Annotated in this window: 26 protein-coding genes and 1 pseudogene; 5 read left to right on the top strand and 22 right to left on the bottom strand. The window is 44.9% G+C overall.

Going from position 1 to position 26,456, the window contains the following annotated elements:
* Window positions 1–2: 2 nt before the first annotated feature.
* From ACNPNW_RS01825 to paaA, 8 genes are all read right to left on the bottom strand, one after another.
* Window positions 3–1,556, bottom strand: coding sequence for a 3-hydroxyacyl-CoA dehydrogenase (locus ACNPNW_RS01825; RefSeq protein WP_420937369.1), 1,554 nt, complete (start codon window positions 1,554–1,556; stop codon window positions 3–5).
* Window positions 1,557–1,559: 3 nt separating this feature from the next.
* Window positions 1,560–2,351: a 2-(1,2-epoxy-1,2-dihydrophenyl)acetyl-CoA isomerase PaaG gene (paaG, locus tag ACNPNW_RS01820; protein WP_005247159.1), complete on the bottom strand. Its 792-nt coding sequence runs from the start codon at window positions 2,349–2,351 to the stop codon at window positions 1,560–1,562.
* A complete protein-coding gene (locus ACNPNW_RS01815; RefSeq protein ID WP_420937368.1) occupies window positions 2,351–3,121 on the bottom strand; it encodes an enoyl-CoA hydratase-related protein in 771 nt (256 codons plus the stop codon). The genes paaG and ACNPNW_RS01815 overlap by 1 nt, the downstream gene beginning before the upstream one ends.
* A gap of 42 nt (window positions 3,122–3,163) precedes the next feature.
* The gene (gene paaE / locus ACNPNW_RS01810) at window positions 3,164–4,222 is read right to left on the bottom strand and encodes a 1,2-phenylacetyl-CoA epoxidase subunit PaaE (protein WP_420937367.1); all 1,059 of its coding nucleotides are present in this window, start codon (window positions 4,220–4,222) and stop codon (window positions 3,164–3,166) included.
* Between the two features lie 75 nt (window positions 4,223–4,297).
* The gene (gene paaD, locus ACNPNW_RS01805; protein ID WP_005247163.1) at window positions 4,298–4,798 is read right to left on the bottom strand and encodes a 1,2-phenylacetyl-CoA epoxidase subunit PaaD; all 501 of its coding nucleotides are present in this window, start codon (window positions 4,796–4,798) and stop codon (window positions 4,298–4,300) included.
* 28 nt (window positions 4,799–4,826) lie between these two features.
* The gene (paaC, locus tag ACNPNW_RS01800; protein WP_420937366.1) at window positions 4,827–5,582 is read right to left on the bottom strand and encodes a 1,2-phenylacetyl-CoA epoxidase subunit PaaC; all 756 of its coding nucleotides are present in this window, start codon (window positions 5,580–5,582) and stop codon (window positions 4,827–4,829) included.
* Window positions 5,583–5,599: 17 nt separating this feature from the next.
* The gene (gene paaB, locus ACNPNW_RS01795; protein WP_004279183.1) at window positions 5,600–5,890 is read right to left on the bottom strand and encodes a 1,2-phenylacetyl-CoA epoxidase subunit PaaB; all 291 of its coding nucleotides are present in this window, start codon (window positions 5,888–5,890) and stop codon (window positions 5,600–5,602) included.
* 31 nt (window positions 5,891–5,921) lie between these two features.
* Window positions 5,922–6,866 (bottom strand): 1,2-phenylacetyl-CoA epoxidase subunit PaaA, encoded by a 945-nt coding sequence (gene paaA, locus ACNPNW_RS01790; protein WP_074384100.1) that lies wholly within the window; start codon window positions 6,864–6,866, stop codon window positions 5,922–5,924.
* A 261-nt stretch (window positions 6,867–7,127) separates the two neighbouring features.
* Here paaA and paaZ point away from each other — a divergent pair, with 261 nt between their 5' ends.
* The 3 genes from paaZ (at window position 7,128) to ACNPNW_RS01775 (ending at window position 11,993) form a co-directional block, all read left to right on the top strand.
* Entirely contained in the window at window positions 7,128–9,239 is a 2,112-nt protein-coding gene (paaZ, locus tag ACNPNW_RS01785; protein WP_420937365.1) for a phenylacetic acid degradation bifunctional protein PaaZ, read from the top strand.
* Window positions 9,240–9,432: 193 nt separating this feature from the next.
* Window positions 9,433–10,872 carry a spinster family MFS transporter gene (locus ACNPNW_RS01780; RefSeq protein WP_420937364.1) on the top strand — a complete coding sequence of 480 codons (1,440 nt, stop codon included), beginning with the start codon at window positions 9,433–9,435 and terminating at the stop codon, window positions 10,870–10,872.
* Between the two features lie 185 nt (window positions 10,873–11,057).
* Window positions 11,058–11,993 carry a tRNA-dihydrouridine synthase gene (locus ACNPNW_RS01775; protein ID WP_004646052.1) on the top strand — a complete coding sequence of 312 codons (936 nt, stop codon included), beginning with the start codon at window positions 11,058–11,060 and terminating at the stop codon, window positions 11,991–11,993.
* A gap of 52 nt (window positions 11,994–12,045) precedes the next feature.
* Here ACNPNW_RS01775 and ACNPNW_RS01770 read toward each other — a convergent pair whose 3' ends face one another.
* From ACNPNW_RS01770 to rpe, 4 genes are all read right to left on the bottom strand, one after another.
* The gene (locus tag ACNPNW_RS01770) at window positions 12,046–12,708 is read right to left on the bottom strand and encodes a nuclease-related domain-containing protein (RefSeq protein ID WP_004646051.1); all 663 of its coding nucleotides are present in this window, start codon (window positions 12,706–12,708) and stop codon (window positions 12,046–12,048) included.
* A gap of 34 nt (window positions 12,709–12,742) precedes the next feature.
* The gene (locus ACNPNW_RS01765) at window positions 12,743–13,225 is read right to left on the bottom strand and encodes a methylated-DNA--[protein]-cysteine S-methyltransferase (RefSeq protein WP_278357388.1); all 483 of its coding nucleotides are present in this window, start codon (window positions 13,223–13,225) and stop codon (window positions 12,743–12,745) included.
* A gap of 72 nt (window positions 13,226–13,297) precedes the next feature.
* Window positions 13,298–13,615 (bottom strand): DMT family transporter, encoded by a 318-nt coding sequence (locus ACNPNW_RS01760; RefSeq protein WP_004279177.1) that lies wholly within the window; start codon window positions 13,613–13,615, stop codon window positions 13,298–13,300.
* Window positions 13,616–14,243: 628 nt separating this feature from the next.
* Window positions 14,244–14,930, bottom strand: a complete 687-nt coding sequence (gene rpe / locus ACNPNW_RS01755; protein ID WP_004279174.1) for a ribulose-phosphate 3-epimerase — start codon at window positions 14,928–14,930, stop codon at window positions 14,244–14,246.
* A 168-nt stretch (window positions 14,931–15,098) separates the two neighbouring features.
* Between rpe and ACNPNW_RS01750 the strand changes: the two genes are divergently transcribed.
* On the top strand, window positions 15,099–15,377 hold the full coding sequence (locus tag ACNPNW_RS01750; protein ID WP_420937363.1) for a DUF2218 domain-containing protein: 279 nt from the start codon (window positions 15,099–15,101) through the stop codon (window positions 15,375–15,377).
* A gap of 44 nt (window positions 15,378–15,421) precedes the next feature.
* Here the strand turns inward: ACNPNW_RS01750 and ACNPNW_RS01745 are convergent, their stop codons facing one another.
* The 9 genes and pseudogenes from ACNPNW_RS01745 to ACNPNW_RS01705 form a co-directional block, all read right to left on the bottom strand.
* The gene (locus tag ACNPNW_RS01745; protein WP_420937362.1) at window positions 15,422–16,561 is read right to left on the bottom strand and encodes a M48 family metallopeptidase; all 1,140 of its coding nucleotides are present in this window, start codon (window positions 16,559–16,561) and stop codon (window positions 15,422–15,424) included.
* 11 nt (window positions 16,562–16,572) lie between these two features.
* Window positions 16,573–17,670 (bottom strand): annotated as a pseudogene (locus ACNPNW_RS01740) (YjgN family protein).
* Between the two features lie 118 nt (window positions 17,671–17,788).
* A complete protein-coding gene (gene fghA, locus ACNPNW_RS01735) occupies window positions 17,789–18,625 on the bottom strand; it encodes an S-formylglutathione hydrolase (RefSeq protein WP_420937361.1) in 837 nt (278 codons plus the stop codon).
* A 43-nt stretch (window positions 18,626–18,668) separates the two neighbouring features.
* Window positions 18,669–20,051, bottom strand: coding sequence for a C13 family peptidase (locus tag ACNPNW_RS01730; protein ID WP_114541370.1), 1,383 nt, complete (start codon window positions 20,049–20,051; stop codon window positions 18,669–18,671).
* Window positions 20,052–20,171: 120 nt separating this feature from the next.
* Window positions 20,172–20,993, bottom strand: coding sequence for a class I SAM-dependent methyltransferase (locus tag ACNPNW_RS01725; protein ID WP_448766442.1), 822 nt, complete (start codon window positions 20,991–20,993; stop codon window positions 20,172–20,174).
* Window positions 20,987–21,811 (bottom strand): undecaprenyl-diphosphate phosphatase, encoded by an 825-nt coding sequence (locus ACNPNW_RS01720; RefSeq protein ID WP_004279167.1) that lies wholly within the window; start codon window positions 21,809–21,811, stop codon window positions 20,987–20,989. The genes ACNPNW_RS01725 and ACNPNW_RS01720 overlap by 7 nt, the downstream gene beginning before the upstream one ends.
* 16 nt (window positions 21,812–21,827) lie before the next feature.
* A complete protein-coding gene (gene tsaB / locus ACNPNW_RS01715) occupies window positions 21,828–22,493 on the bottom strand; it encodes a tRNA (adenosine(37)-N6)-threonylcarbamoyltransferase complex dimerization subunit type 1 TsaB (RefSeq protein WP_420937360.1) in 666 nt (221 codons plus the stop codon).
* A gap of 136 nt (window positions 22,494–22,629) precedes the next feature.
* Window positions 22,630–23,157, bottom strand: a complete 528-nt coding sequence (locus ACNPNW_RS01710; RefSeq protein ID WP_420937395.1) for a gamma carbonic anhydrase family protein — start codon at window positions 23,155–23,157, stop codon at window positions 22,630–22,632.
* 24 nt (window positions 23,158–23,181) lie between these two features.
* Entirely contained in the window at window positions 23,182–23,790 is a 609-nt protein-coding gene (locus ACNPNW_RS01705; protein ID WP_420937359.1) for an NUDIX hydrolase, read from the bottom strand.
* 123 nt (window positions 23,791–23,913) lie between these two features.
* Here ACNPNW_RS01705 and ACNPNW_RS01700 point away from each other — a divergent pair, with 123 nt between their 5' ends.
* Entirely contained in the window at window positions 23,914–24,462 is a 549-nt protein-coding gene (locus ACNPNW_RS01700) for an NUDIX hydrolase (RefSeq protein ID WP_171294139.1), read from the top strand.
* A gap of 59 nt (window positions 24,463–24,521) precedes the next feature.
* Here the strand turns inward: ACNPNW_RS01700 and filF are convergent, their stop codons facing one another.
* Entirely contained in the window at window positions 24,522–26,453 is a 1,932-nt protein-coding gene (gene filF / locus ACNPNW_RS01695) for a putative pilus system protein FilF (RefSeq protein WP_420937358.1), read from the bottom strand.
* Window positions 26,454–26,456 lie beyond the last annotated feature (3 nt).

Below are 26,456 nucleotides of genomic sequence, written 5' to 3'. Positions count from 1 at the left end.
TTTTAGCCAGCTACTCGGAATTGTGGTTGCTGAGCTTGTTGTGCATTTCCCTGCACCGCTTTCTTTGCTAAATATATACTAGTTCTATAGCGTTCTTCGCCATAAATACGATACATATTTTCTAAAATTTGTAAAATTGTGTAATATCCAATTCTGTCTACCCACTCAAATGGACCCTGAGGATAATTCACACCATATTTCATAGCAGAATCAATATCTTGCTCTGATGCAATATCATGCAATACGGCTTCACAGGCTTCATTCACCAACATGGCGATACTACGTATAACATAAAGCCCTGGATGATCCTTAGACCAAATTGGTATCAAATTCATACCTATGAGGAATAGTTCTGCCGCTTGGCGCTGTTCTTCACTACACGCCGGTGATGCCACCACCGGAATCGCCTGGGCATTAGCCCAATCTGCATGCCAGTCCATCAACACCACTGGGTCATGCGGATAAGCCAGTTCAACCGACTCGCCAAGCGATAATCGCAGGGAAAGATCACCAATCAGGATTTCATTCTGGTCTGCCGCCTGAAAAATAAGATCCACATGAGAGGCCTGTTTTAAGCGTTCAATCAGTGCTAAGGAATGCAACCATTCACCTTTTACCGTGACTTTGAGCTTATTCAGCGACTTGGCATAACTGACTGGCAATTCATATACAGGCACAGGCTTGGACTGCGTGTAATCATAAAAACCCTGACCGGACTTGCGACCATAACAGCCTGCATCGACCAGCTCTTTTTGAATCAAGGACGGGCGGTAGCGTGGCTCATAGAAAAATTCTTGATAGACACTTTGCGTGACCGAGAAATTCACATCCTGACCAATCAGGTCGGTGAGTTCACACGGTCCCATGGCAAAACGGCCACATTCACGCATGATGTAATCGAGCTGTTCCGGGGTAGTGGCATTTTCCTGCAAGGCGCGAAAGGCTTCGGCATAATACGGTCGCGCGACACGATTGACGATAAAACCGGGCGTCGATTTGGCCCGTACCGGAACCTTGTTCCAGTGCTTCATCAGATCAAATACTGCATCGGCAATCGCTGCTGAAGTTTTCAGTCCGCGGATAATCTCGACCAGTTTCATCACCGGCGCCGGATTAAAGAAATGCAGACCAATCACTCGCTCTGGATGTGGAATCGCCGAGGCAATTGCAGTAATGGAAATCGAAGAAGTATTGGACGCAAAAATCGTCTGTTCCGGGCAAATGGCAGCCAGCTGTTGAAACAGGTTTTGTTTCACTTCTTTCTTCTCAACAATGGCTTCAATAATTAAGCCCGCATCGGCAAGCTGCTGAATGTCCTCTGCCACGATCAGATTGGCGAAGGTACTTTCCAGCAATTGCTGGGTCATTTTGCCATTTTTTACACGCTTGCTGAGCTGTGCCTCTAAAGCATTTAAGGCACTCTGAACTTTGCTGCGATCGAGATCAAACACATAGGTCGGATGCCCGTGCATGGCGGCCAGTTGTGCAATACCAATCCCCATGGTTCCCGCACCGACCACAGCAACTTTGACTTGTTCTAAATTGATCTGCTGCATGATTTAGCATCCTTTATATTCAGGGGTACGCTTCTGCATAAATGCTTGTACACCTTCTTTATAGTCGCTTGAACGTCCAGCCAGACGTTGCAGGTCACGTTCCAGAATGAGCTGCTCGTCCAGATTATTGTCGGCTGCGGCATGAATGGCTTTTTTGATCAGGGACAGACCATAGGTCGGTTGCTGAGCCAGATGCTCCGCCAATTTTTTCGCTTCTGCTTGCAGTTGCTCATCTTCAACCACCTGCCAGATCATGCCCAGTTGTACTGCGCGCTCAGCCGGAATTTTATCGCCGAGCATGGCAAGGCCCATCGCCTGAGCACGGCCGACCAGACGCGGCAAGAACCAGGTACCACCTGAATCTGGTACTAAACCTAGACGGCAAAAGGCCTGAATAAAGGAAGCCGATTTTGCTGCCACCACAATGTCACACGCTAGGGCAATATTGGCACCTGCCCCTGCTGCCACACCATTCACCGCACAAATCACCGGTTTAGGCATTTCGGTAATCAGCTTGATCAAAGGGTTGTAATATTTTTCAATCGACAGGCCTAAGTCCGGTGCATCGGCATTCGGATCGACCACGCGGTCATTCAGATCCTGACCGGCACAAAAACCGCGGCCTTCGGCTGAAATCACAACGGCACGAATCTGGCTGTCTTTGGCCCAGGCCTTGATGACCTTGGAAACTTCCTGATGCATGGTTTCATTAAAGCTGTTGAGCTGTTTTGGACGGTTAAAGGTCAGGTAGCCCACTGCATTTTTTTCTTCGACAATAATTGTTTGATAATCCATTACACACCTCTAAATTCTGGTTTTCTTTTTTCTAAAAATGCATTGATGCCTTCCTGGCGATCTTGGGTTGCCGCCAGCCAGACAAAATGTTGACGTTCAAGTTTCAATCCCTGACTTAAAGTCACTTCATGAATCGACTTTAAGGATTGCTTGATAGCACGAATGGCCAGCGGTGCCTGCTTGGAAATTTTTTCTGCCAGTTCCAGTGCGTATTGCACGGTCAGTCCTGCCGGACAAACCTGACTGCTAATGCCATATTGCAATGCGGTCTGTGCCGAAATCATTTCACCGGTCATGGCCCAACGCATCGTTAATTGCTGACCGACCAGACGGGCCAGACGCTGTGTTCCACCGGCACCCGGCAGCATGCCCAAACCGATTTCAGGCAAGGCAAACTGGGCATTTTCTCCGGTCAGCACCATGTCGCCATGTAAAGCCAACTCGAAACCTGCACCAAAAGCATAACCATTCACAGCCATGATTAAAGGCTTGGAAAATTCATCAATTTTTTTCCAAAGCAGTGGGCGCTGGTCTTGCTGGATGCTGACCACATCTAACTGCGCCAGCTCATTTAAATCAGCACCGGCAGCAAAGCATTGCGTATTTCCGGTGATGACCACGGCTTTCACAGCAGCATCTGTTTCCAAGTCCTGTAGACAGGCTGCAATGTTTTGCAAGGTGGCATTGTTTAAGGCATTGCGCTTTTCCGGGCGATTCAGCTCGATCAGTACCACACCTGGCTTGGTTGAGCTGGTTTTAATGTAGGTCATCCTTGAACTCCTGCTATGCTCGCGGTGCTGTAAATTCAGCTGTTATTCATCAAAACTGAGTCGGACATTGGCCGTGGTTGGACGTGCCTGACAACTGAGCACATAGCCTTTCTGAATTTCATCTTCTTCCAGACTGTAATTCACCGCCATTTCAACCTGTCCCTCTAACACCTTACATTTACAGGTGGCACAAACACCGCCCTTACAGGCATATGGCAGGTCGGCTCCGGCACGTAGCGCAGCATCTAAAATACTGTCATCCTGTTTGGAGACTTCAACAATCAGCTCGCGACCATCCAGAACAATATTGACGCGTTCTTCGCTACGGCTTTCCATCTGCTGGGCGGTTGCTTTCGGTGCAGTACCGGTATTGAAGCGTTCAGTGTGAATCTTACTGCGCTGAATGCCCCAAGTCGGTAATACCGTTTCGACTGCTGTCATCATTTCTTCAGGACCGCAAGCGAAACAGTGATCTGCTTCGGCAGAAATCAGATTGGCCTGAAATAACTGCTGCAATTTGTCTGCATCAATCCGACCATTAAAGATCTCGCTGTCATTCAGTTCACGTGAAAAAATATTTACCAGTTGCAGACGTTCCTTAAAACGGTCTTTCAAGTCCATGATCTGTTCAGAGAACATGGTCTGTTTCCAGGAGCGGTTACCATATACCAGAGTGAATGTTGCTTCCGCTTGACGGTTCAACACCGACTTTACAATCGATAAAATTGGCGTAATGCCACTGCCTGCTGCAAATCCTAGATAATTCTGGCCACCAGCCTTGGCGGCTTTCTGAAAGAACACCCCTTGCGGTGGCATGACTTCTAGTACATCGCCCGCTTTGAGATGCGCATTGGCCCAGGTTGAAAACTGACCCTGATCAATTTTTTTAATCGCAATACTCATGTCTTCCTGCGTATCACTGCAGATCGAGTAACAGCGGCGCAGCTCGCCGTCATCGGTTAAATGACGAATGGTCAGGTGCTGACCCGGCTGATATTGGAAAGCATCCAACTGCTCAGGCGCGAGATCAAAGGCAATGCAGATCGCCTGCTCGGTTTGTGGCTGAATCGATTTAATGGTTAATGGTATAAATTGGCTCATGGCAAAATCCTTCTTTTAGGTGGCGGTGTTCAGGCTTGTTATTGGTTTACCCTGCCCACCGCGCAATCGTTACAATCAAATACATTTGAAATAGTCAAAAGTTTCTAAGCAGTCCCGACATTGATATAAAGCTTTACAGGCGGTCGAACCGAATTCACTTAATAATTTGCTGTTGTTACTTAAGCACTGTGGACAGGTGATGCCATCGGTCAATGCCACATGCGTACCACAGCTATGTGACTGGCCTTGCGGCGGGGCAATACCATATTGCTGTAATTTGTGTTTGCCCGATTCACTCATCCAGTCCGTGGTCCAGGCTTGAGACAGGTCCACAATGACTTTGACCGGCGTCAAACCATTGGCCTCGAAAGCCTGGGTAATTTCTGCTTTTAATAAATCCGTGGCCGGACAGCCGCTATAGGTCGGCGTGAGTCGCACCACAATTTCATCCTGCTGATTCAGCTCGACGCCACGAATCATACCCAGATCAATCACTGACAATACCGGAATCTCTGGATCAGAAACCTGCTGTAAAACGTCCCAACATTGATCTTCTACGTGTCGAATCAGATTCATGCGACTCACTCCCTGTGATTGTGCCGAATTACCAGTTCATGTTTGGATATGAGCGCTGCATGTATTGCAGTTCAGCCAAAACAAAACCGAGATGTTCTGTATGTAAACCCTGTTTAGCCCCACTGCGATAAGCACCCAGCTCTGGCAGGCTTAATTTAAATCGCGCTAGCTCGGTTGTAATGGTCTCCAGCCACTGTGCTTTTAAATGTTCAATCTCTGGAATGACACCGCTCTCAACCAGCTGTCTTTCATCAGCCGTCAGGACAAAAAGCTCTTCGGTAAAACGCCATAACTGGTTTAAACCTTGCTGGGTTTTGTCATGCGCTTCTGCGGTACCTAAACTTAAGCGTTCCATCCAGGTAGTGGAAAAACGCTGGTGATATTTCACTTCTTTGAGTGATTTCACTGCAAAAGCAGCTAGTTCAGTATGCTGACTTTGACTTAAGGCGCTAAACAATAAAGCATGGTAGTGATCCATCAACCACTGGCGCACCAAAGTCTGGGCAAAATCACCATTCGGCTGTTCGCACAGCAGCAAATTACGGTATTCACGCTCGGTGCGGAAATAAGCCAGCTTGTCTTCATCACGACCCTGTCCTTCCACTTCCCCCGCCAGACTGAGTGCAGTACGTGCCTGACCCAATAAATCCAGTCCGATATTGGCCAAGGCAATATCCAGCTCCAGTTCAGGTGCATGACCACACCACTCTGCCAAACGATGTGACAGGATCAGTTGACTGTCACCCACATGTAAAAGAAATTCTGCCAATACTTGATTTGTCATAATCTTCACCTTTCCCTTTACATGTGCTCGATGCCAGCTGGAATGTTATAAAAGGTTGGATGGCGATAAACCTTGTCCAGAGCGGGTTCAAAAAATTCTGCTTTTTCATCTGGCTGTGAAGAGGTAATCAATTCAGATTTCACCACCCAGATACTGATACCTTCATTGCGGCGGGTATATACATCGCGGGCATTTTGTAGTGCGACTTCCTCATCTGGTGCACGCAGGCTGCCGACATGACGGTGACTCAGACCCTGTTTACTACGCACAAACACTTCATAAAGTGACCAGTTGTTTTTGTTATTCATGAGCAAAATTCCCTATATTGATCAAACTGTTTTAAGCAACTTTTTGTGCTTGTGACTGTTGCTGCTGTTTTTGAGCATAGACTGCTGCAGACTCACGTACCCACTTGCCGCCTTCCCAAGCTTTGCGGCGTGCTTCAATACGCTCATGGTTACACGGTCCCTTGCCTGCAAGAATCGCAAAAAACTCATCCCAATTAATTTCACCAAATTCGTAATGTCCGGTGGCTTCATTGAATTTAAGGTCTGGATCTGGAACGGTTAAACCAAGCTGTAAGACTTGCGACACGGTGTTATCGACAAATTTCTGACGTAGCTCATCGTTACTGAATAATTTAATTTTCCATTGCATACTTTGTGCACTGTTCGGTGAATTATCATCACTTGGACCAAACATCATCAGTGCCGGCCACCAGAAACGATTCACTGCATCCTGTGCCATCTGCTTTTGTTCCGGCGTACCATTGGCCAATTCCATCATGGCTTCAAAGCCCTGACGCTGATGGAAACTCTCTTCTTTACACACACGCACCATGGCACGTGCATAAGGACCATAAGACGTACGGCACAGCGCAACCTGATTGACAATTGCTGCACCATCCACCAGCCAGCCAATCGCTGCAACATCGGCCCAGCTCAGGGTTGGATAGTTAAAAATGGATGAATATTTCATGCGACCGGCAATCAGTTTATCCATCATATCGTCACGATCGGCACCCAGGGTTTCTGCAGCACTGTACAGATACAAGGCATGACCGGCTTCGTCCTGAACTTTTGCCATTAGCACGGCTTTACGTTTTAAAGTCGGTGCACGGGTAATCCAGTTGCCTTCCGGCAACATACCCACCACTTCAGAGTGTGCGTGCTGACCGATCTGACGAATCAAGGTCTTACGATAAGCATCCGGCATCCAGTCCTTCGGCTCGATGGAAATATCCTTTTCAATCTTTTGATCGAAGATTTGTTGTTGGTTATTCATTGTTCCCTCACTTATCCCAAGTGTTGATACACCCAAATTAAAACGATACGTAATTAAAATCAATATCTATTTATTGGTATCATTTAATTTTTATCCTTATTTTTAATAAATATTTGTTTTATATAACTTAATATTTTTTATTTTATTGTTATGCATTTTTAAACACAGATTTATGATTGACATTTTCAATTTTTCAACACAAATTATGAAACATCAAAATTAAAATACTTCTCAAAACGTATCATAAATGGAGTTTTTACAATGTTAGAGTTAGACAGCAGCTCAAGCACAACGGATTATCAAGATACTGCATCAACCCATAATCCTATTGCCATCAAAAGCTTAGCTTCACTGGTGTACGGCCAGGAATACACAGCGCAAGCCGATTTACGTACGGTTTATCATGCCATTAGCGGTGAAGCGGTTTATCAGGTCGGCAGTCAGGGCATCGATACCCAAGCCGTGGTGAAGTATGCCAAACAAAAAGGCGCGGCTATTGCCACATGGACCTTCCATCAACGTGCCAATGCACTGAAGCAAGTGGCACAATATTTGATGGAACGCAAAGAAGACTTTTATGAACTTGCCAAAGCAACCGGCTGTACCCGTAAAGATGCCTGGATTGATGTTGAAGGTGGGATTGGCACCTTATATGCCTATTCAAGTTTGGTGCGTCGTGAACTGAGTGATGAAACAGCATTGGTGGAAGATGCCTGGATTCCGCTTTCTAAGCAAGGTAGCTTTGGCGCGAAACATATTCTGACGCCTAAAGCCGGTGTCGCCGTGCATATCAATGCCTTTAACTTTCCGATCTGGGGCATGCTGGAAAAAATCGCACCGACACTGCTGGCAGGCGTACCCTGTATTGTCAAACCGGCCACTGAAGGTGCCGAGCTGACTCATGCCGTGGTCAAAGCCATTCATGAAAGCGGCTTTTTACCAGAAGGTTCACTTCAGCTGATTTGCGGTCAGATTTATGATTTATTTGATCATTTAAATCCTCAAGATACGGTCACCTTTACCGGTTCAGCATCAACAGGACAAAAACTCCGTTCTCATCCGCACCTCAATGCCTACTCTATTCCATTCACGATGGAGGCAGATTCAGTCAACAGCGCGATTTTGACTGAACAAGCCAATGACGAAAGCATTGATTTATTTGTCCGTGAAGTCTTCCGTGAAATGACCTCTAAAGCCGGACAAAAATGTACCGCAATTCGTCGTGCATTCATTCCGGCTGAACTTTTGGACACCGTACAGAGTCGCCTAATTGAAAAACTGAAAAAAGTCGTTGTGGGTGATCCGGCTCAGGAAGGCGTGACGATGGGTGCTTTGGCCAGCGTCAAACAGAAACACGATGTCGCGGCAAAAGTTGAACAGCTCAGCCAGGATGCAGAGATCGTATTCGGTAGCCACTTGCGTCAGGACTTTAAGATTCAAGTACAAAACGCTGAAAAGTCTGCATGCTATCCACCGACAGTTTTGGTATGCAAAGTGCCAGCTCAGGCAGAAAATATCCATAAGATTGAAGCCTTTGGACCTGTAGTGACTTTAATGCCATATACTGACCTGGCTCAACTTGCTGACCTGGTGGCACGTGGCGAAGGTAGTCTGGTGGCATCCATCGTACGCAATACCGATGAAAATATTGAACAACTGCTCAGCAAAATTTCGCCATGGCATGGTCGTGTACACATTCTGGATGCTGAAAGTGCCAAAGAAAGTACCGGACATGGTTCGCCATTGCCCTTACTGGTGCATGGTGGGCCAGGACGTGCCGGTGGTGGTGAAGAACTCGGTGGCTTGCGCGCAGTCAAACATTATATGCAACGTACTGCGATTCAAGGCTCGCCAAATGCCATGACCCAAGTCGGCCATAGCTGGACTGCCGGAGCTCAGGTCTTTGAAGACCGAGTGCATCCTTTTAAAAAATCATTTGATGAATTGCGTATCGGTGAACGTTTACTGACTGCACGACGTAGCGTGACCGAAGCAGATCTGGTGAATTTCGGCTGCCTGAGCGGTGATCATTTCTATGCGCATATGGACAAGATTGCTGCAGCAGAATCGCTGTTTGGTGAGCGTGTTGCCCATGGCTATTTCGTGGTGTCTGCTGCGGCCGGTTTATTCGTTGATGCCGCTCAGGGTCCAGTCATTGCCAACTATGGCATGGACAACTTACGCTTTGTGGAGCCAGTAAAAATTGGCGACACCATTCAGGTAGAACTGACCTGTAAGCAGAAAACTCCAAAAGCACTGCGCGATCCGGCACAGAAGCCACATGGTGTGGTGGTCTGGGATATTAAAGTGAAAAACCAGCGCGATGAACTGGTTGCAACCTATGATATTTTAACCCTGGTTGAACGTGGCTAAAAATGCACACTAAAAAAAGGAATCATTATGATTCCTTTTTTTAGTCTTTAAAAATTATTTGTATCTATTCTTAAAAACAGATTGACGCCTATCCATTTAGCCTCTAGATTAATTAAATGCGATACAATATAAAAATAACAATCAAATTAAAAGTATCAAATAAATATCTCAAACGATCAGCACAGGATGTTGCATGATGAATGATAAATCGCTGAACCTAGAAATGGTTGAAAGGACGATTCAACCGCCAAATCAAAGTTTTGAGCCTACACCAGCAGAATCGGCCGTGCCGCTGTCTGAACAGATTGAACCGCCACCGGAAAGCAGCACCTACCAATGGTATGTGGTGGTCATTTGTATGGGGGCTTACATTCTGTCATTTGTAGACCGTCAAATTTTATCGCTCATGATTGAACCGATTAAAGCCGATTTAATGCTGAGCGACACCCAGTTCAGCCTATTACAAGGTCTGGCCTTCTCCTTGTTTTATGCCATTATGGGCCTGCCCATTGCCGCACTGGCGGATCAAAAGTCCCGGATTAAAATCATTGCGACCGGGATTGCTTTCTGGAGTCTTGCCACAGCAGCCTGCGGCCTCAGTAAAAACTTTATTCAAATGTTTATTGCACGTCTGAGTGTGGGTGCCGGCGAAGCTGCGCTTTCCCCTGCCTTTTATTCGATCGTTGCCGATTTATTTCCGAAAGATAAATTAGGTCGTGCACTCGGGGTATATGCCATTGGTGCCTTTATTGGTTCGGGCTTAGCTTTCCTGATTGGCGGCTATGTGATTGGCCTGCTCAAAGATGTCAGCTTCGTGGCTTTACCGCTTATTGGTGAAGTAAAAACCTGGCAACTCACCTTTATGATTGTCGGTCTACCGGGCGTATTGCTGGCCCTACTCATGGTGCTGACGGTGTGTGAACCTGCACGTAAGGGTATGAAAGTCGGTCAGGATGGCCAGGTCATTAAAGCATCTTTCAAAAACTCGATCGGTTTTATCAAGACACATAAAAAGACCTTTTTCTGTCATTTTATTGGCTTTTCTTTTTACACCATGATGCTGTATTCGCTGCTAGGCTGGGCACCTGCCTATTACATGCGTAATTTCGGTCTGGATGCGAGTCAAACCGGTTATATCCTCGGTACGATTATTCTAGTCGCGAATACTTCAGGTGCCTTGTTCTGTGGCTGGCTGATCGACTTTTTCTCGAAACGTGGCTATAGCGATGCTGCAATTCGTACCGGTGCCATTGGCTGTACGGCGCTGATTATTCCGAGTGTGCTGTTTACTCAGGTCGATAATATGCAGCTTTCATTTGCGCTGATTTTTGTGGCGATGTTCTTCTCCACTTTCCCGATTCCTGCATCGGCTGCTGCTACGCAAATGCTGACACCAAACCAGCTACGCGCACAAGTATCTGCCAAGTTCCTGCTGGTTTCAAACCTGATTGCCTTAGGCGTCGGAACCACCGCTGTGGCGTTAATTACGGATAAATACTTCCAGAACACCCTGATGGTCGGCAACTCGATCTCGATCGTCAATGCGATTGCCGGATTGATTGGCTTCTTCCTGTTGTACAAGGGCTGCCAGTATTATCGTGAAAGTATGAAAGTCGAGAAACTGGCTGACTAAAATGGCTGGATATTGCTAAACCTTCTTAATTTTCACTTTTAAAGGCCTTTAATTCACATTAAGGGCCTTTTTATATCAGCCCAAAAAGTTCAATTTTCAGGTACTCATCATTCAATTCCGATCCAGCCTAGACAGGCTGCCTAAAAAAACGTATAACACCGTTTTAAATTTACAGGTGTGCACCGTTGAAACTTGTGCTTGCTCCCATGGAAGGCTTAACCGATCCGATTATGCGTGATGTGCTGACATCCGTAGGTAGCTTTGACTGGTGTGTGACCGAGTTTATCCGTGTCACCGATTCCCTTCTGCCCGATCATATTTATCATACTTACTGCCCGGAACTGTTGAATGATGGCAAGACGGCGGCAGGTACACCGGTACATGTCCAATTCTTAGGAAATAATCCGGAGATGCTAGCAGCGAATGCCGCCAAAGTGGCAGCCATGGGCGCACCGGCAATTGACATGAATTTTGGCTGTCCGGCCAAAACCGTGAACCGTCATCGTGGTGGTTCAGTCCTGCTCGATGAACCCGAAGTCGTGCATGAGCTGGTTAAAGCCGTGCGTGATGCAGTGCCTGCGCATATTCCGGTTTCCGCCAAAATGCGTCTGGGTTATATGGACCGTAATTTCATGCTGGAAAATGCCCATGCCATTGAAGATGCAGGAGCAGCATGGGTTACCGTTCATGCACGCACCAAAGCCGATGGCTATACTCCACCCGCTTTTTGGGACCAGCTACAACCGATTCGTGAAGCACTCAAGATCAATGTGATAGCCAATGGTGAAATCTGGAACAATGCCGATGCCAAACAGTGCCGACTAGAATCTGGCTGCGAAGACCTGATGATTGGCCGTGGTGCAGTGACCACACCCGACCTGACTCAATGTATCCGTCAAAACTCGGATGCACCTTTGATGAAATGGAATGAACTGCTACAACTGCAAATTCGTTTTATCAACGGCCCAGCCAAAACTGAGATCGGGATGGTCGGTCGTTACAAGCAATGGCTCGGCATGATGTCGAAACATTATCCTGAAGCCAAAGCATTATGGGATGAAGTAAAACGGATTAAAGTTCTGGCCGAGATTACCGAAAAACTGAAAGCTTCAAATATTTAAAACCAAAAAGCCTTTGAATGATTTAAAGGCTTTTTTATGGACTCGTAAAAGCTTATGACTGCTTAAGATGCTTTAAATTTTCTACATGCTCCCGATTAGTTTTCCAAGATTTTTCTAAAACTTCTTTTTCTAGCCGCAGTTGTATCCATTTTAATTTCGTTTCAGAAATCATCTGTTGATCAAAACTTTTCACATAGTCGGTCCAGCCCGCCCCCCGAAATACATGATTTGGCATCGGCGTTTTAAACACGGCATCTGGCATAAATACAATCACAGAATGCAAAAGATCTGGTTCCACAATATCTGCCAGTAGCTGCTCCAATACTTTGATGTGCTTATAGTTTTGATGAATCGGATTCTGAAATTTATAACTGTGTTTATAGATTTTCTGGGTCCAGGTTTTTTGTCGCTCGTTTCCAAATATCCAGCCTTTATAGTTTTTGGTCTCAATCACAAATATTCCGTAAGGACTTAATAACAGATGATCAATTTGCGTGGTCGCACCTGTCCCGTCTGGAAGAGTCAAATCATTGAGCAGAATATATTGAGGATCTTTTAAATACAGTTTGACATGGGCAGCAACCGCAAATTCTCCTAATTTCCCTTTTAAAAATGGCTTGAATAATTTAAAAATCATCACGCCAAAGAAAAGCAGAAGAATCCACCCTAAACTGGACCAGAGTGGACTTAATAGCTGTATGGTAGAATGTTCCATATTCTAATTTTCATTTATTTTAAGTGCTTAAATATTAATGCGTTCGCTCAATATTTAACAGGATTTCTTTTTTATCCAAACCACCGGCAAATCCTACCAGCTTGCCACTGCGACCAATCACCCGATGACAGGGTGCAATAATCGAAATCGGGTTTTTGCCATTGGCTGCACCCACGGCACGTACTGCCTTGATATTACCCACCTGTTCAGCAATGTCGCGATAGCTTCGCGTCTGTCCGTAGGGAATATTCAGTAGCGCCTGCCAAACCTTTTTCTGAAAATCAGTACCGGCAAAGTCCAAAGGCAGGTCAAAAACATTGCGCTGACCGGCAAAATATTCTTGGAGCTGGCGTCTGGTTTCAATCAATACCGGATGCTGCGGATTTTCAACCAAGGTCGCCAGTTTCACCCGATTCGGCTGTTCACAGTCCCAAAGCACAGCCACCAGCGCGGTTTCATTCGCGACCAGCCGTAACTGACCTACGGGAGAATCCATATACAGATAACTTAAGTTCATGATGGCGCCCTGTCCCAATCACTGAGTTCATTTTCTATATTAACCCAGTTCATCGAGACAAGCAGAAACAAATTATGAAGAGGATACTTTCATCAGCACCAGACCGGAAATGATGAGTACGGCAGCCAGCATACGCAAGGCGGTAGCAGGTTCACCCAGAACCCAAATACCGATGAGAAATGAACCCACTGCACCAATCCCGGTCCAAATCGTATAGGCTGTACCTAGTGGCAAAGTACGCATCGCATAAGCCAGTAAAGCAAAACTCAGTACCATGAAGACAATGGTAATAATACTTGGGGTGAGTCTGGTAAAGCCTTCAGACAGCTTCATTGAATATGCCCAAACGATTTCAAAAATACCCGCAAGAATAAGTACAATCCAGGCCATGCAGCCCTCCTCCTTTTATATAAGAATCAGGCCGTCCTGACGATTTTTCCTGTAAATTCCGATATGCAATTCACAAGGGAGGTCGTTCCTCCTAGGTGTAAAAATTTGATAAAACCACATTGCAGTAATCTGGCTATTTTTACAAAACATGACTTATCGAGATACAACTTAACTTTGCCTTACTCAAATCCTCACGACATTCATGGCTACTCTGGTTATGGTAGATGTTGAAAATGCCAAGTCAGAAATAGTTCTAATAATCGGGCAATTCATCCACAACAATTACATGAGAATGGACTCAGAATATTAAGTTATACACATCAATTAAATTTAAACTATGTCTGGAGTAATTACATAATGAAACACAAATATGCGAGACATTGATCATTTTTTACTTGGTTGAATTATTAACTCTTGATTAACAAATAACCACTAAACACAAGGGTTATATGTAATAAAAAAGAACCCAATTTGAGTTCTTTTTATACAGATTTTGTCTAAATCGCAATCAATCAGGCTACAAACGATTACATTTTATGCAACATATCCATATGGTTATCAACATAGATATCTACACACTTATCCATAAAGTTATCCACATATTTATGCACTTATGAGTTTTTAACGATTACAATTGAACCTGTCCCACTCTCGCTAATTCCGCACGCATTTCATCAATCACAGCTTTATAATCCGGCTTGCCAAAAATAGCTGAACCCGCCACAAACATATCGGCACCCGCTTCGGCAATTTCACGAATATTGCTTGGCGTAACACCGCCATCAACTTCCAGACGAATATCACGACCTGAAGCATCGATCAGTTTGCGTGCCTGACGCAATTTATCCAAAGTCATTGGAATAAATTTCTGTCCACCAAAGCCCGGGTTCACACTCATGAGCAGAATTTGATCGACTTTATCCAGTACATAATCCAGATAATGCAGTGGCGTTGCTGGGTTAAATACTAGACCCGCTTTGGCGCCACCTGATTTGATCAACTGTAAAGAACGGTCAATATGATCAGACGCTTCCGGATGGAAAGTAATGATATCAGCACCCGCTTCAAGGAAATCTCCGATCATGCGATCTACCGGCTTAACCATCAAATGCACATCAATTGGCGCCTTAATCCCATAATTTTTCAAGGCCTTGCAAACACCCGCACCAAAAGTCAGGTTCGGCACATAATGGTTATCCATGACATCAAAATGGACAACGTCTGCACCTGCTTCCAACACGTTCTCGACTTCTTCACCTAAACGGGCAAAGTCAGCAGATAAAATAGAAGGGGCAATTAAATAAGGCTTGGACATGGGAGAACCTGACTTGTTGAAATTGGATTTTTTCCATTATATCAAATCCGCTCCGGCTACTGTGATTCGATGTTGCAAGATTAAAACGCTGTGTAACGCTTTGAGGCTTATGCCGACATCACCGCTTGGTTTAAAGTTTAGAATAATGATGAATAGTGTAGAAAACTGATGAAAAGTATTGCCCATATCCAGACGCAACAAGCAGCACGAATTGCCAAACGCCTGGCCAATCACTGGAAACATAAATTTAATATTGATGAAACCGAACAAAATTTCCTGATTCATTTTCCAAATGCTGAAGTGAGTCTGACACCCGAGACAGATCATCTTACCGTAACGATTCAGAGCAATGCTAATTCCACTGACCTGAATAAACTTGAAAATGTGGTTCTGGATCATTTGATCCGTATGGGACAGGAACATCTGACTGCCGACTGGCAAAGATAGAGACTAAAATGCCTTGATGATCAAGGCATAGCAATGATCAGAAGCTAAAAATGATGATTCGCCTGTTCATTAAAAGCATGAATACGCTCAATTCTTTTATCTAGTTCGGGGTGAGATTCCAGATATTTTTTAAACTTCCCGATCAGGCGAATCCATTTCAGTTCTGTTTCTGTCAGGTGCCGGTCTTTTCCATCGATATTGAGAGTGAAATTTTTCATTTTTAAGGTTTGCGATTCCTCTGCCAGTATTCTGGCATTTTCCACTCGCTGCAAAAAGTTAGACAAGTGAATACTAGAAATCTGCTGTTGATGTAAATGCTGCATGGCGTAGTCATCGGCATCCAGTTCAATCGCCTGCGAATATCCGGCATCGGTCAGTACCACTACAGATGCTGTGACCACATCACTTAAATCTCCAGTTACTAAGGCAAACAGTCCCGCCGCACCCAGATTAGAAATCACTTTTTGCATGCTGTGCTTCTGTACCAGATGGCCTTGTTCATGGGCCAGTACTGCAAGGACTTCTTCATCGGTGCCGCTGATTTTCACCAGTTCATCAGTCACAATAATGGTGTTATTCGGGATGGCTGCGGCATTCATACCCATGCTTGATCCACCTTGACGGAAAATAATTTTTGCAGGTTTTCCTACAGCAATCTTTTGTTCATACAAAGTTTTTAATCGCGTCTGTTGTTCTGCCGGGAGTGTACTTGGCTGGGTCTGGGCAATTAACTGCTGCTCTGTCCGGTTGCCTACTTCAACCAGAGTCTGCTCCGGAAGGAGTTTTGCCAGCTGTTTGGCGCTATAAGGAATCCCCCATTTTAAAATAATAATCACTGCACTAATCACGATGATCAGGGAAAAGAAAATCAGGATCGGTGAACGTTCAAACTCCCAGATCGCATGATAAATATCTTTATGTTTAATTCTGAGCCAATGCGGCACTTTGCTTAAAAACTCAATCCGACGTTCTTCAGGTAACTCAATAATCGGTTTACGACCACCGACACCCCCAATATAAGCCATGTCCGGATAAGCAAAATAAAAATCTGCAGCGCTAACTTGTGCTGGAATATCCTCATCAAGTTTCAGGGCAATCCCTTGTTGCTGATCCGGTACAATCCAGGCACGACGGGCTTCAGCGAGAATTCCATCATAAAACTTAACTTCGACAGGTCGTTTCATCACATTTACTCCTATAGCGACGCATCGAAATCAAATGCGTCCAGGATTTCATCGGCCAAGGCACTTGGGTCAGGTTGCAAGATATGCTTCAGGTCAGTTTCATCGTCTACTACATAGAGTTCTAAGTGTTTTAACTGATATTCATATAAACGGATGACAGCCCAAGGTGTCATTAAGCCCAGACTAAGAACACGTATCATCCAGTTGCTCAGCACAATCCAGCTATAACGCCATGTCGTGACCCGTGTTTTAAAGTAACTTTGACCAAGCTCGACATGATTCCAGGTAATGATGTATAAACGTGCAGAAATAATCGGCCAGACCAGCGCCAGACAAAGCAGATAGCTAAGCAGTAAACCCAGACTAAACAAATTGGTTCCAATCCGGTCCACCCAGTACACTACTGCTGCAAGCCAGCCAATACCAACCAGCAGGCAAAGACCAAAGGGCAGATAAACGGCAGACATAAATTTGGACCAGTTAATATTCAGCTTGAATTGCAGCTAACCAATCGATAAATGATTAAAGCAATAGCGTTTATAGAGCCAGATCATCACCGGACTAAACAGCAGCAAAGTAAAGATATTGATCAGGATGGCCAGAAATAAGACCCTATAAGCCTCACGGTTGCTGCCATTAAAATAAAAACGCACATTGCCATATTTGCTATTTCGGGCCTTGAATTTCAGGGTCATCCGAATGAGCCAAGGCAAACACAGGGCAGCGACCATTAATAAAGAACTGGTGGCAAGGATTGAATAGTTGGTCAGTACAACGGTAACCAGATACAGCTCCAGTGCAAACAGACGACCTAACAGGATCCGGCTCGGCATGGCCACAAAGTCGAAGCGATGGTTTAAAAATTGGGTATTGCCGTAGAAGTAGCGCATACGGCGTGCTTTGGCCCAAGGGCTGTACAAGGTCAATGTCACTATGGTCAGCATCAGATTCACCATCCAGATACCAAAATATTCGGATGCACTGCCATGAAACCTGAATCCATAACGCTGATATTTCGGTCTGACCGAAGGCGTGGCTTCAGTCGAAAAACTTGAAGCAGCTGGAAATAAGGGCTCAGCAACACGAATACCGTCTGCTGTCTGCTGCATGACGACCCCAATTTTTTATACTTTTATACAGCTGATATTAAAAGACCCCCCCCAGAATGTAAAAACATTTTGGAGGTTTTTAATCTTTTTGGCTTTACTACATATGTGCAGTCTTGCTTTAAGGATTTAACTGCACGGCATGGAATTGCAAATGATCATCTACGAAACTTTGAATAAAGTAATAACCATGATCATAGCCCTGATGTTCACGCAAAGTTAGCGGCTGGTTCACGGCATCACAAGCTTGCTGGAACAAGGCTGGATTAAGCTGACTATAGAACTGGTCTGAAAAACCCTGATCAATCAGGATATCGCTAAATAATGTGCCCTTTTCCTGAACCAAAGCGGTCGCATCATGTTTCAGCCATTCCTCTTTCTCAGTACCCAGATAATTCGAGAATGCTTTGTCTCCCCAAGGACACTGGCTCGGTGCACAAATCGGTGCAAAGGCTGAAACAGACTTGAATTTTTCTGGATATTTAAATGCCAGGGTCAATGCACCATGACCGCCCATAGAGTGGCCGAAGATGCCGATCTTACCGGGATGGATTACGAACTCCTCAGTAACCAGTGCATAGAGTTCATCGACTATAAAGCTTTCCATCTGGTAATGTTCAGCCCATGGTCCTTGTGTTGCATTAACATAGAAACCTGCGCCCTGACCGATATCCCAGTTGTCACCTTCTGCCACACCTTCACCACGTGGCGAAGTATCCGGTGTAATCAAAATCAAGCCAAGTTGCGCCGCCAGACGCTGTGCATGCGCCTTGATGGCAAAGGTTTCTTCGGTACAGGTCAAACCTGCCAGATAGAATAATGCCGGACAGCTGTGGCCCTCTAAGGCTTGAGGCGGCAGGAAAATGCCAAACTTGGTCGGTGTTTTAAGATAGCGTGAATCAAAACGATAAATCCGCTGTTCACCTTCAAAGCTTCTATTGTTTTGTATAAGTTCCATAGCTATTCCTTATTATTAAAACCGGTCTGTGGATGACATTGATCTAGGGAGATGATGTCGCCGTAGTGGTCTGTGGAAATAAACGTTGCTCCAGTTGCGGCAACATCAATTCCATATTCTTACCAATCACCCATTGCGGTTCTGATGGCTCAAAACCTTGAGCTGATTCCCATTTTGCTACGGTATCTGTGGCCTGTGCGAAAGCGCTTTGCAAGCTGCTATTTTCACGCATGGCTTCATCAAAGAACGCACGACCAAAATAGGTATAATCCGCTTCATTCGAACAGCCAAAAGACTGCCGATCAGCTGCCGAAGCCGTAATCACCAAGGTATTGTCATTCTGTAAAGCAGAAGCAAAACTGCCTGAAAAACAGGCCGAGATTACGATCACGCGCCAACGTATGCCTGATGCATCTAGTGTTTCACGCAACCATTTTGGATCAACCTGCGCCAGATCCAGTGGGGCATTTTCCATTTCAAATACATTCGGCAAACCGTGAGAGGTCATATATAAAAATAATACGTCACTTTCACGGTTCATCTGCTGCCCCATACGGCGCAATGTCAGCTCCATACTGGTTTTGGAAGCAATCGGCATAGTGGTACGTGTCGCTGGGTGATTGACCAAGGCAATCGATCGGCCAAAAGTACCAAAACGGGTATCAAACTGCTCTTTAATCCGCTCAACTTCAGAATGGAATACATCCTGATAGCTCGCTCCGGCTACCCCCATGAAATACCAGTGTGACTGTGCAAATTCACCATACTCGATATTTTCCAGCGCTTTATTCAGCAAAGTTGGCTGGGCATAGAAAGCATCTTCGGCAAAACTCGGTGGAATTTCTTCGACTTTCCAGATCGGCTGATCTTTGACTGAAATCTGCCAAACTACTAGCGTAAACAAAGTCGCCAGCATAATCAGCGCACGTTCCCACCACGGCCATTTTAATTCACGTGAAATCACCCAGACCACTGCCAGACTTTGCCAGACAAACAGCATGACAAAGAGCGTTGGAATATAGTCGTAGAGGATGTAAGGCAGATAATCCAGATCACCCAGATACTGGATCAGACACTGGAACAGCATGATATGGGTATCTAACACCAGCCATAACAAGGCCGGCACTAACATCAAGCGTGGATTATTGACCCGCTGTGACAGAAAAATACCGACAATCAGGGCAATGAAAGGCCAAAGCGCATAACTGATCAGACCTTGAGAGTTAAAATCTCCCATACGGCCTGAACTGAGCCAGCTAAACAAACTGTTGGCGCAGCCACCCAAGATCCCCCAGAACACCAATTGCATGATGGATGGACGGACCAGTTGTAAAGAACGCCTCGACCCCAGAAATAACCACATCCCGGCAATTTGGTTGCTCTTAAAATCGTGCCAAAAATTAATGGAGGGTTTAAAGTCGATCATAGGATTTCAAGGAGATGAGTGGCTCGCTAATGTGCTGAATAAGTTTATGCTTGATAAGTATTTAATCAATGCTAATTTTAAATATATAACAAATCTTTGCTTAATAAAGAAGCCATTATCTTATTCAGCTACAAGTTCATGCTGAAAATACGCATCAAAGCGACAAGCATCGCCTTGCCATTGATGATTTGGCTCTTTTCCGGCCAGAAATACCGCGAGACGCGGACGTTTGACCACGACACGCTTGCCAATTTTCTGCGCCAGTTCCAGTAAGTTGTCGCCCAGATCCATTTCACCATCTTCAGGCAATAACATATGTAACAGCTGCATCTGTTTTTTGACCTGCGCCTGCTTTTTGGCTGCCTGCTGGTTTTGATCACGCTGTGGGAACATTGGATCAAGATAAACCACATCGACAATTTGATGCTGCTGGGCCTGTTGCTGCAGATAATCGGCTGAATCAGAAAAAACCAAATGAATCCGTGATACGACCTGACTCAGGAATGTGTCCGACTGGGCACGTGTATGGCTATCTTCAAGCAAGGTGAATAGAATCGGATGCCGTTCAACCAGGGTGACTTTCGCACCTAAATGCGCCATCAACAGACTGTCATGTCCCAGACCCGCAGTCGCATCGACCAAATTTGGTTTTTCATTTAAATTACAGGTGCGTGCAATCATTTCCGATTTCAAAGATGCGCGTTTTAACCGTCCGGTCTCCGCCTGCCAGTCCGGTTGCATCTTCATGCCGTTGGCACATAACCAGAGTCCGTCAGCATCGACACAGAGGGCCAGTTCAGGATTTAAACGGAAAAAACGTGCATTGAGTTTTTCAACAGTTTCAATCTCAACCTGCACCCCACGAGAAGAAAGCACAGCCTCGAAGTGCTGTGCTTTCTCTTGATCGTCAGATTCGGCATATAAGCGAATCGCGCTTACCATAATTTCCAACCTGTATAGGCAAATAATAAAATCAGCAGACCCGAAGCAATACGATACCAGGCAAAGATCATAAAATCGCGTTTGGCCACATAAGCGACAAGCGCACGGATTAATATCAATGCCGAGATAAAGGAAACCAGAAGCCCAACCCCGATCACGGTCCAGTCTTCAGTGGTATTTAAGACATCATAGCTTTGATAAAGGTCTAGCAGACCAGCGCCAATGATCACCGGAATACCCAGAAAAAATGAGAATTCAGTAGCGGCCTTACGTGACACCCCCAGGAACATCGCACCGATAATGGTTGCACCTGAACGGGAAGTTCCCGGTATCAAGGATAAAACCTGAATCAGGCCAATCCAGATCGCATCTCTAATGCTGAGTTCTTCAACTTCATGGACACGGACTTGTGGTGGATTCTTTTCAATCCAGATAATGATCAAACCACCGACGATCAAACCAATGGCAATGGCAATATCATTAAACAGTAATTGTTTGACGGTTTGTCCCAAAGTCAGACCAATCAATATAATCGGAATAGAAGCCAGAATCAGGCCAATGCCTAAACGGCGACCTTGCGGTTCACCGCTGACAATCCCGGTCGCTGCACCCCAAAGACGTGCCCAATATTCATAAATAACGGCAGCAATTGCCCCCATCTGGATCGCGATGACGAATACATCGCTCTTTTCCTTGGTCCAGAAATTCATTAATTCTGATGCCAAAATCAAATGGCCGGTACTGGAAATAGGCAAAAACTCAGTAATGCCTTCGATAATACCCATGATGGCCGCTTTGAGTAGCAGTAAAAGATCCATGCTTTATCCTAATTAATTATGCTTTGCCTTGTTCTGGAATTTTTTTCCACGCGTTATCGCGTAAATATACGGGTAATGCCAATTCTGCACTGACCCAGTTTTCTGCTTGTGCCGCTGCACGTGCAATGCTGGCGATATCCTGTGCGGTGGCATGCACATCTTTATAAATTGAAGTTTCACTTTGTACCAGTTCAGCACCTGAACCTACCGGGGTAAAGCGCACAGCTTGGCTACCTGCTGCATAACTTAATAGTTGCTCATCATCGACCGGTTGCATAATTCCTTGTGCATCCAGTTGATAGCTCGCGATATAAACTTCGCTCATGCGCGCATCCAATACCGCAGACACTTCAGTCAGACCATGCAAACGATAGGCAGCTTGTGCCAAAGCCTGCAAAGTCGACACCGGAATTACCGGCACATCATTTGACCAAGCCAAGGCCTGAGTCACGGCAGCATTAATACGCACACCGCTAAAAGAACCTGGACCACGACTAAAGGCAATCGCGGTCAAATCAGCAATAGCCAGTCCAAGATCTTGCAAACCTTGTTCAATCATCGGGAGAATCGTTTGCGTTTGTGCCTTGGCGCGCGCATCAAGCTGAAAAAATAGTTCTTGAGTATCATTGATTACAGAAACGGAACACTGCTCATTGGCAGTCTCCAATGCCAGCACTTTCATGCACAACCTTAATTCAGAGAATATAAAAAACGCGGATATGATACTCCACTCATATCCGCTACGCGAGATTTTCCCGAAACAGATACAAAAATGCCTAGAAAATCTAGGCTTATGATTCACTCAATAAGAGAGTGCCTTAGAGTTGCACTTCTTCCAAATCCTGAAATTTCTGAAAATGCTCGGCATAATGCATGGCGCTCATTTTTAATTTTTGAATACTGTCTTCATCCAGCGTTTTTACCACTTTACCGGGTGAGCCCATCACCACAGAATTATCTGGAATTACCTTGCCTTCCGGAATCAAGGCATTGGCACCAATAATACAATTCTTGCCAATCACGGCATTGTTTAGAATAACTGCCTGAATCCCGATCAGGCTATTATCGCCAATGGTACAGCCATGCAGCATGGCCTGATGCCCAATTGTCACATAATTGCCAATATTCATCTCGATACCGGCATCCGTATGCAGTACTGCATTCTCCTGCACATTACTAAAGTTACCCAATTTAATTTTACTGTTATCTGCGCGCACTACGGCACCGAACCAGACACTGACTTGTCGTCCAAGCTCAACTTGTCCAATCACCGTTGCCGTCGGTGCTACCCAGCCATCCCATGGCTGATGTATAGCGGTGGGTATATGTCCCTGAAATTTATACAACATTGATAAAATCCTGTTCAATGATTAAAAAAAATTGGAGCGTTTAAAGGTTGGAGAATTAAGCAAGAATGGCCAGTCTTTTTTATAATCCAGCCCATATTGAAATAAAGAAATCAGCATACGTGCGGTCAAGCCCCAAACCACTTCATTTTCTACCCGCATACTCGGAAAATATAAAGATTGCTGGGCAAAACGGACTTCATAGGGTGTGGGCGTCACTTCAAGCAAATGCTGCAATGAAGCAAAGAAAATCCGGTCAATTTCTGTTGGTTGTGGAATCAGTTGCACTTGCGGAGGAATCAATCCCACAATCGGCTTGACCAGCATACCATTTCGGGCTTTTTGCATGGGCAAATCACCCATTAAATGCACATCAAAGGGGTTCAATGCCGTTTCTTCATAGGCCTCTCTTAAAGCCACCACAATATTACTGGTATCTTGCGGATCACGCTTCCCTCCGGGAAATGAGACTTCTCCAGCATGATTATTCAAATAAGCTGAACGGCGCGTCAGCAATACTTTGGGGTCAGCTTCATCTGTAATTGCAATCAACACGGCAGCATGCGCAGATCGGATACGCTTGGAAAAACGTAAGCGTTGCTGCAACCTTTGTGTCAATTCACATGCATCCATTCTCTCAGCCCTGACGATGATCATAATTTCATCATAGCTGATTTTAGTCTGGGCGGGAGAGAAATGATGCCAAATTTTGGTTTTTCAGTTATCCTGAGCATACTTTTATCATTGATGATGAATATGAACTTCTGTGTGAATTGTGGACATAAAACCACTGCTAAAATTCCTTTGGGCGATCAGCAAATTCGCAGCGTATGTGATTCATGCGGCTCTATTCATTACATTAATCCGAAAGTGATTTGTGGCACTTTGGTCTTATTCGAAAACAAAGTACTGCTCTGCCGCCGTGCCATTGAACCACGCTATGGCTTATGGACTTTACCTGCCGGCTATATGGAACTGTTTGAAACCATGGAGCAAGGGGCTGCACGGGAAACCCGCGAAGAAGCCGAAGCTGAAGTAGACATTGAACAGCTGTACTGTATGTATAACATTCCACGTATTGGTCAGATTTATGTACTATTTAAAGCCAATCTGATTGATGGAAAATTTGGTGCGGGTGAAGAGACCATCGAAACACGTTTATTTGATGAAGCAGATATTCCCTGGACTGAACTTGCCTTCCCGAGTGTAGAACATACCCTCAGACATTATTTTGAAGACCGTAAAAATAATATTTTTCCAATGCATCTGGAAACCTTAGGCACACGTCTAGACCACACGGGTTAAATCTAATATGCATAAAAAAATCCCATACTAAGATAGGATTTTTTTATTTTTAAGAAATATTATTTGGCTTTGACTTGGTAGCAATCCGCAAGCTTAAACTCAACCGAACCACCGTTTAATTTTGCCAGGTTTATATCTGCCGGTGTTTCACCCTCATTGTTACTATTATAAACTTTTTGAAAACTGGCATAGGTATTGGCCCATTGTACTCCATCACCTGCCGAATTCAGGAAAGTTACACGCCCATTCTGGCCGACATTAGTATCCAACACATTAGATAAATTGAGCAGCGCACCACCGATCACAATCGAATCCCTAGAATCCGGTGAAGACTGGATGCGTGAATCTACCCCTACCAATGCACCATTGATATTACCAAACTTTTCATTGGCCAAAATCAGGCGCATGGAAACCGCTTTATCAGCGACAAATGCACGTCCCAAAGTCCCGAGGCGGTATTGTTGTATGTCTTGATGATCTAAGAGCGTATCTGCCAACACATCGCCTTGACAGCCATTCACCGGATCAGTCGCGAAATTATTAGAGGATTGCATATTGGTGCGTACATCACCATTACTGTCAATTACAATTCCTAAAGTAATTGGGCTGACAGTGGTATCTGTAAATTTAAATTCCAGATTGGCATACATTGGGAAAATGTATTTCTCCCCATCTGCGACGTTCTGCGCTGTTTTAAAGACCTGACGATCCAGATAACTAATCGGGAAAATCTTGTAGAGATCAATGCTTCCCGTATAGTTTTCACCATCGGCCTGCAAACGCCACAATCCCAAGTTAGCTTGATCGGAAGTATCCAGCGATTTTTTATCAGTCACCACCTTATAGAAAGCTTCTTTACCCGCAATCACATAATCATTCAATAATCTGCCTTGATATAACTCAAGCTGAGTCGCATTATTTGCGACATTCAGGCGATAAGGCGTGTTAATGGTTTTACTGGTTGGATGAATCCATGAACTTTGTGGATCAGCGGTCATTTGTACCGGTTTCACCTTACGGATGAGTTCAGCATTAACTCCCCCTAAGGAGGATAAATTTTCTTTCGCCACTTTTGACTGAGTATCACGCCATTGCAGGCCACTGCCAAAGGTGTAGCCCTGGCGATCGGTAATCAGCATAAAATGGCCAAATAAATATTTAGTATTCTTATTCTTAATATCACAAGGGCTTTGATTACAACCCACCAGTCCATCTGAACCCGTCAGGTTACTTCCAATCACGCCGGATGTTGAAAATAATGAAAATTCTGGCTGATACACAGCTGCGTTGGCAATCGTCACCAGTTTTTTGACTGTAGCAAAAGCGACCTCATCAGAAATTTGACTAATATCAATAAAATCTTTAATTTTGGTCGCCAAATCGGCATCAGTCAGGCTGATATTTCCGCTGATTTTAGCCAGGTTTTTGCGCATGTCTTCAGTAATATATAAAGGTTGCACATCAGATGGATTAACAATACTTCCCTTTTGTAGTGCCAAAGCTTGCAGAATTTTAACCAGACGCATGGCCACCTGAACGGTAGGATCAGTAGGCTCCAAGTTACTTACCCGGCGTCCGCTAATCCCACTCGCAATATCAATCACACTTAAACGTGGCAGCTGGGTCTGGGCACTAAAACTGGCATAATCACTGAGTTTTATTTGACCTAAATTAATCTTATTCGAACCAAAACTTTGAATAGAAAACTCAATATTATCGGTCTTTTGGCAGGTTCCAGAAGCTACCCCATTTTTACTGTCAAATAAGGTAATAAACGTATTTTCTGTATCGCCACTACAGTTGAAATTTAAACCATCAAGCGGATATTCCAGCCCCCATTCCACACAGTTAGTTTCACCGGGGGTACAAGCACCATTTTCCGTAGCTTCATCACCTGGTTCTTTTATAACATTGGCACTTTCCCCACCACATCCGCTCAGTGCCATTAAAAGTGTACTTATAGCAAATGGAAATAATATTTTATTTTTCATATT

It is taken from the genome of Acinetobacter endophylla, assembly GCF_053543775.1.
This window is presented reverse-complemented; position numbering and strand designations above follow the sequence as displayed.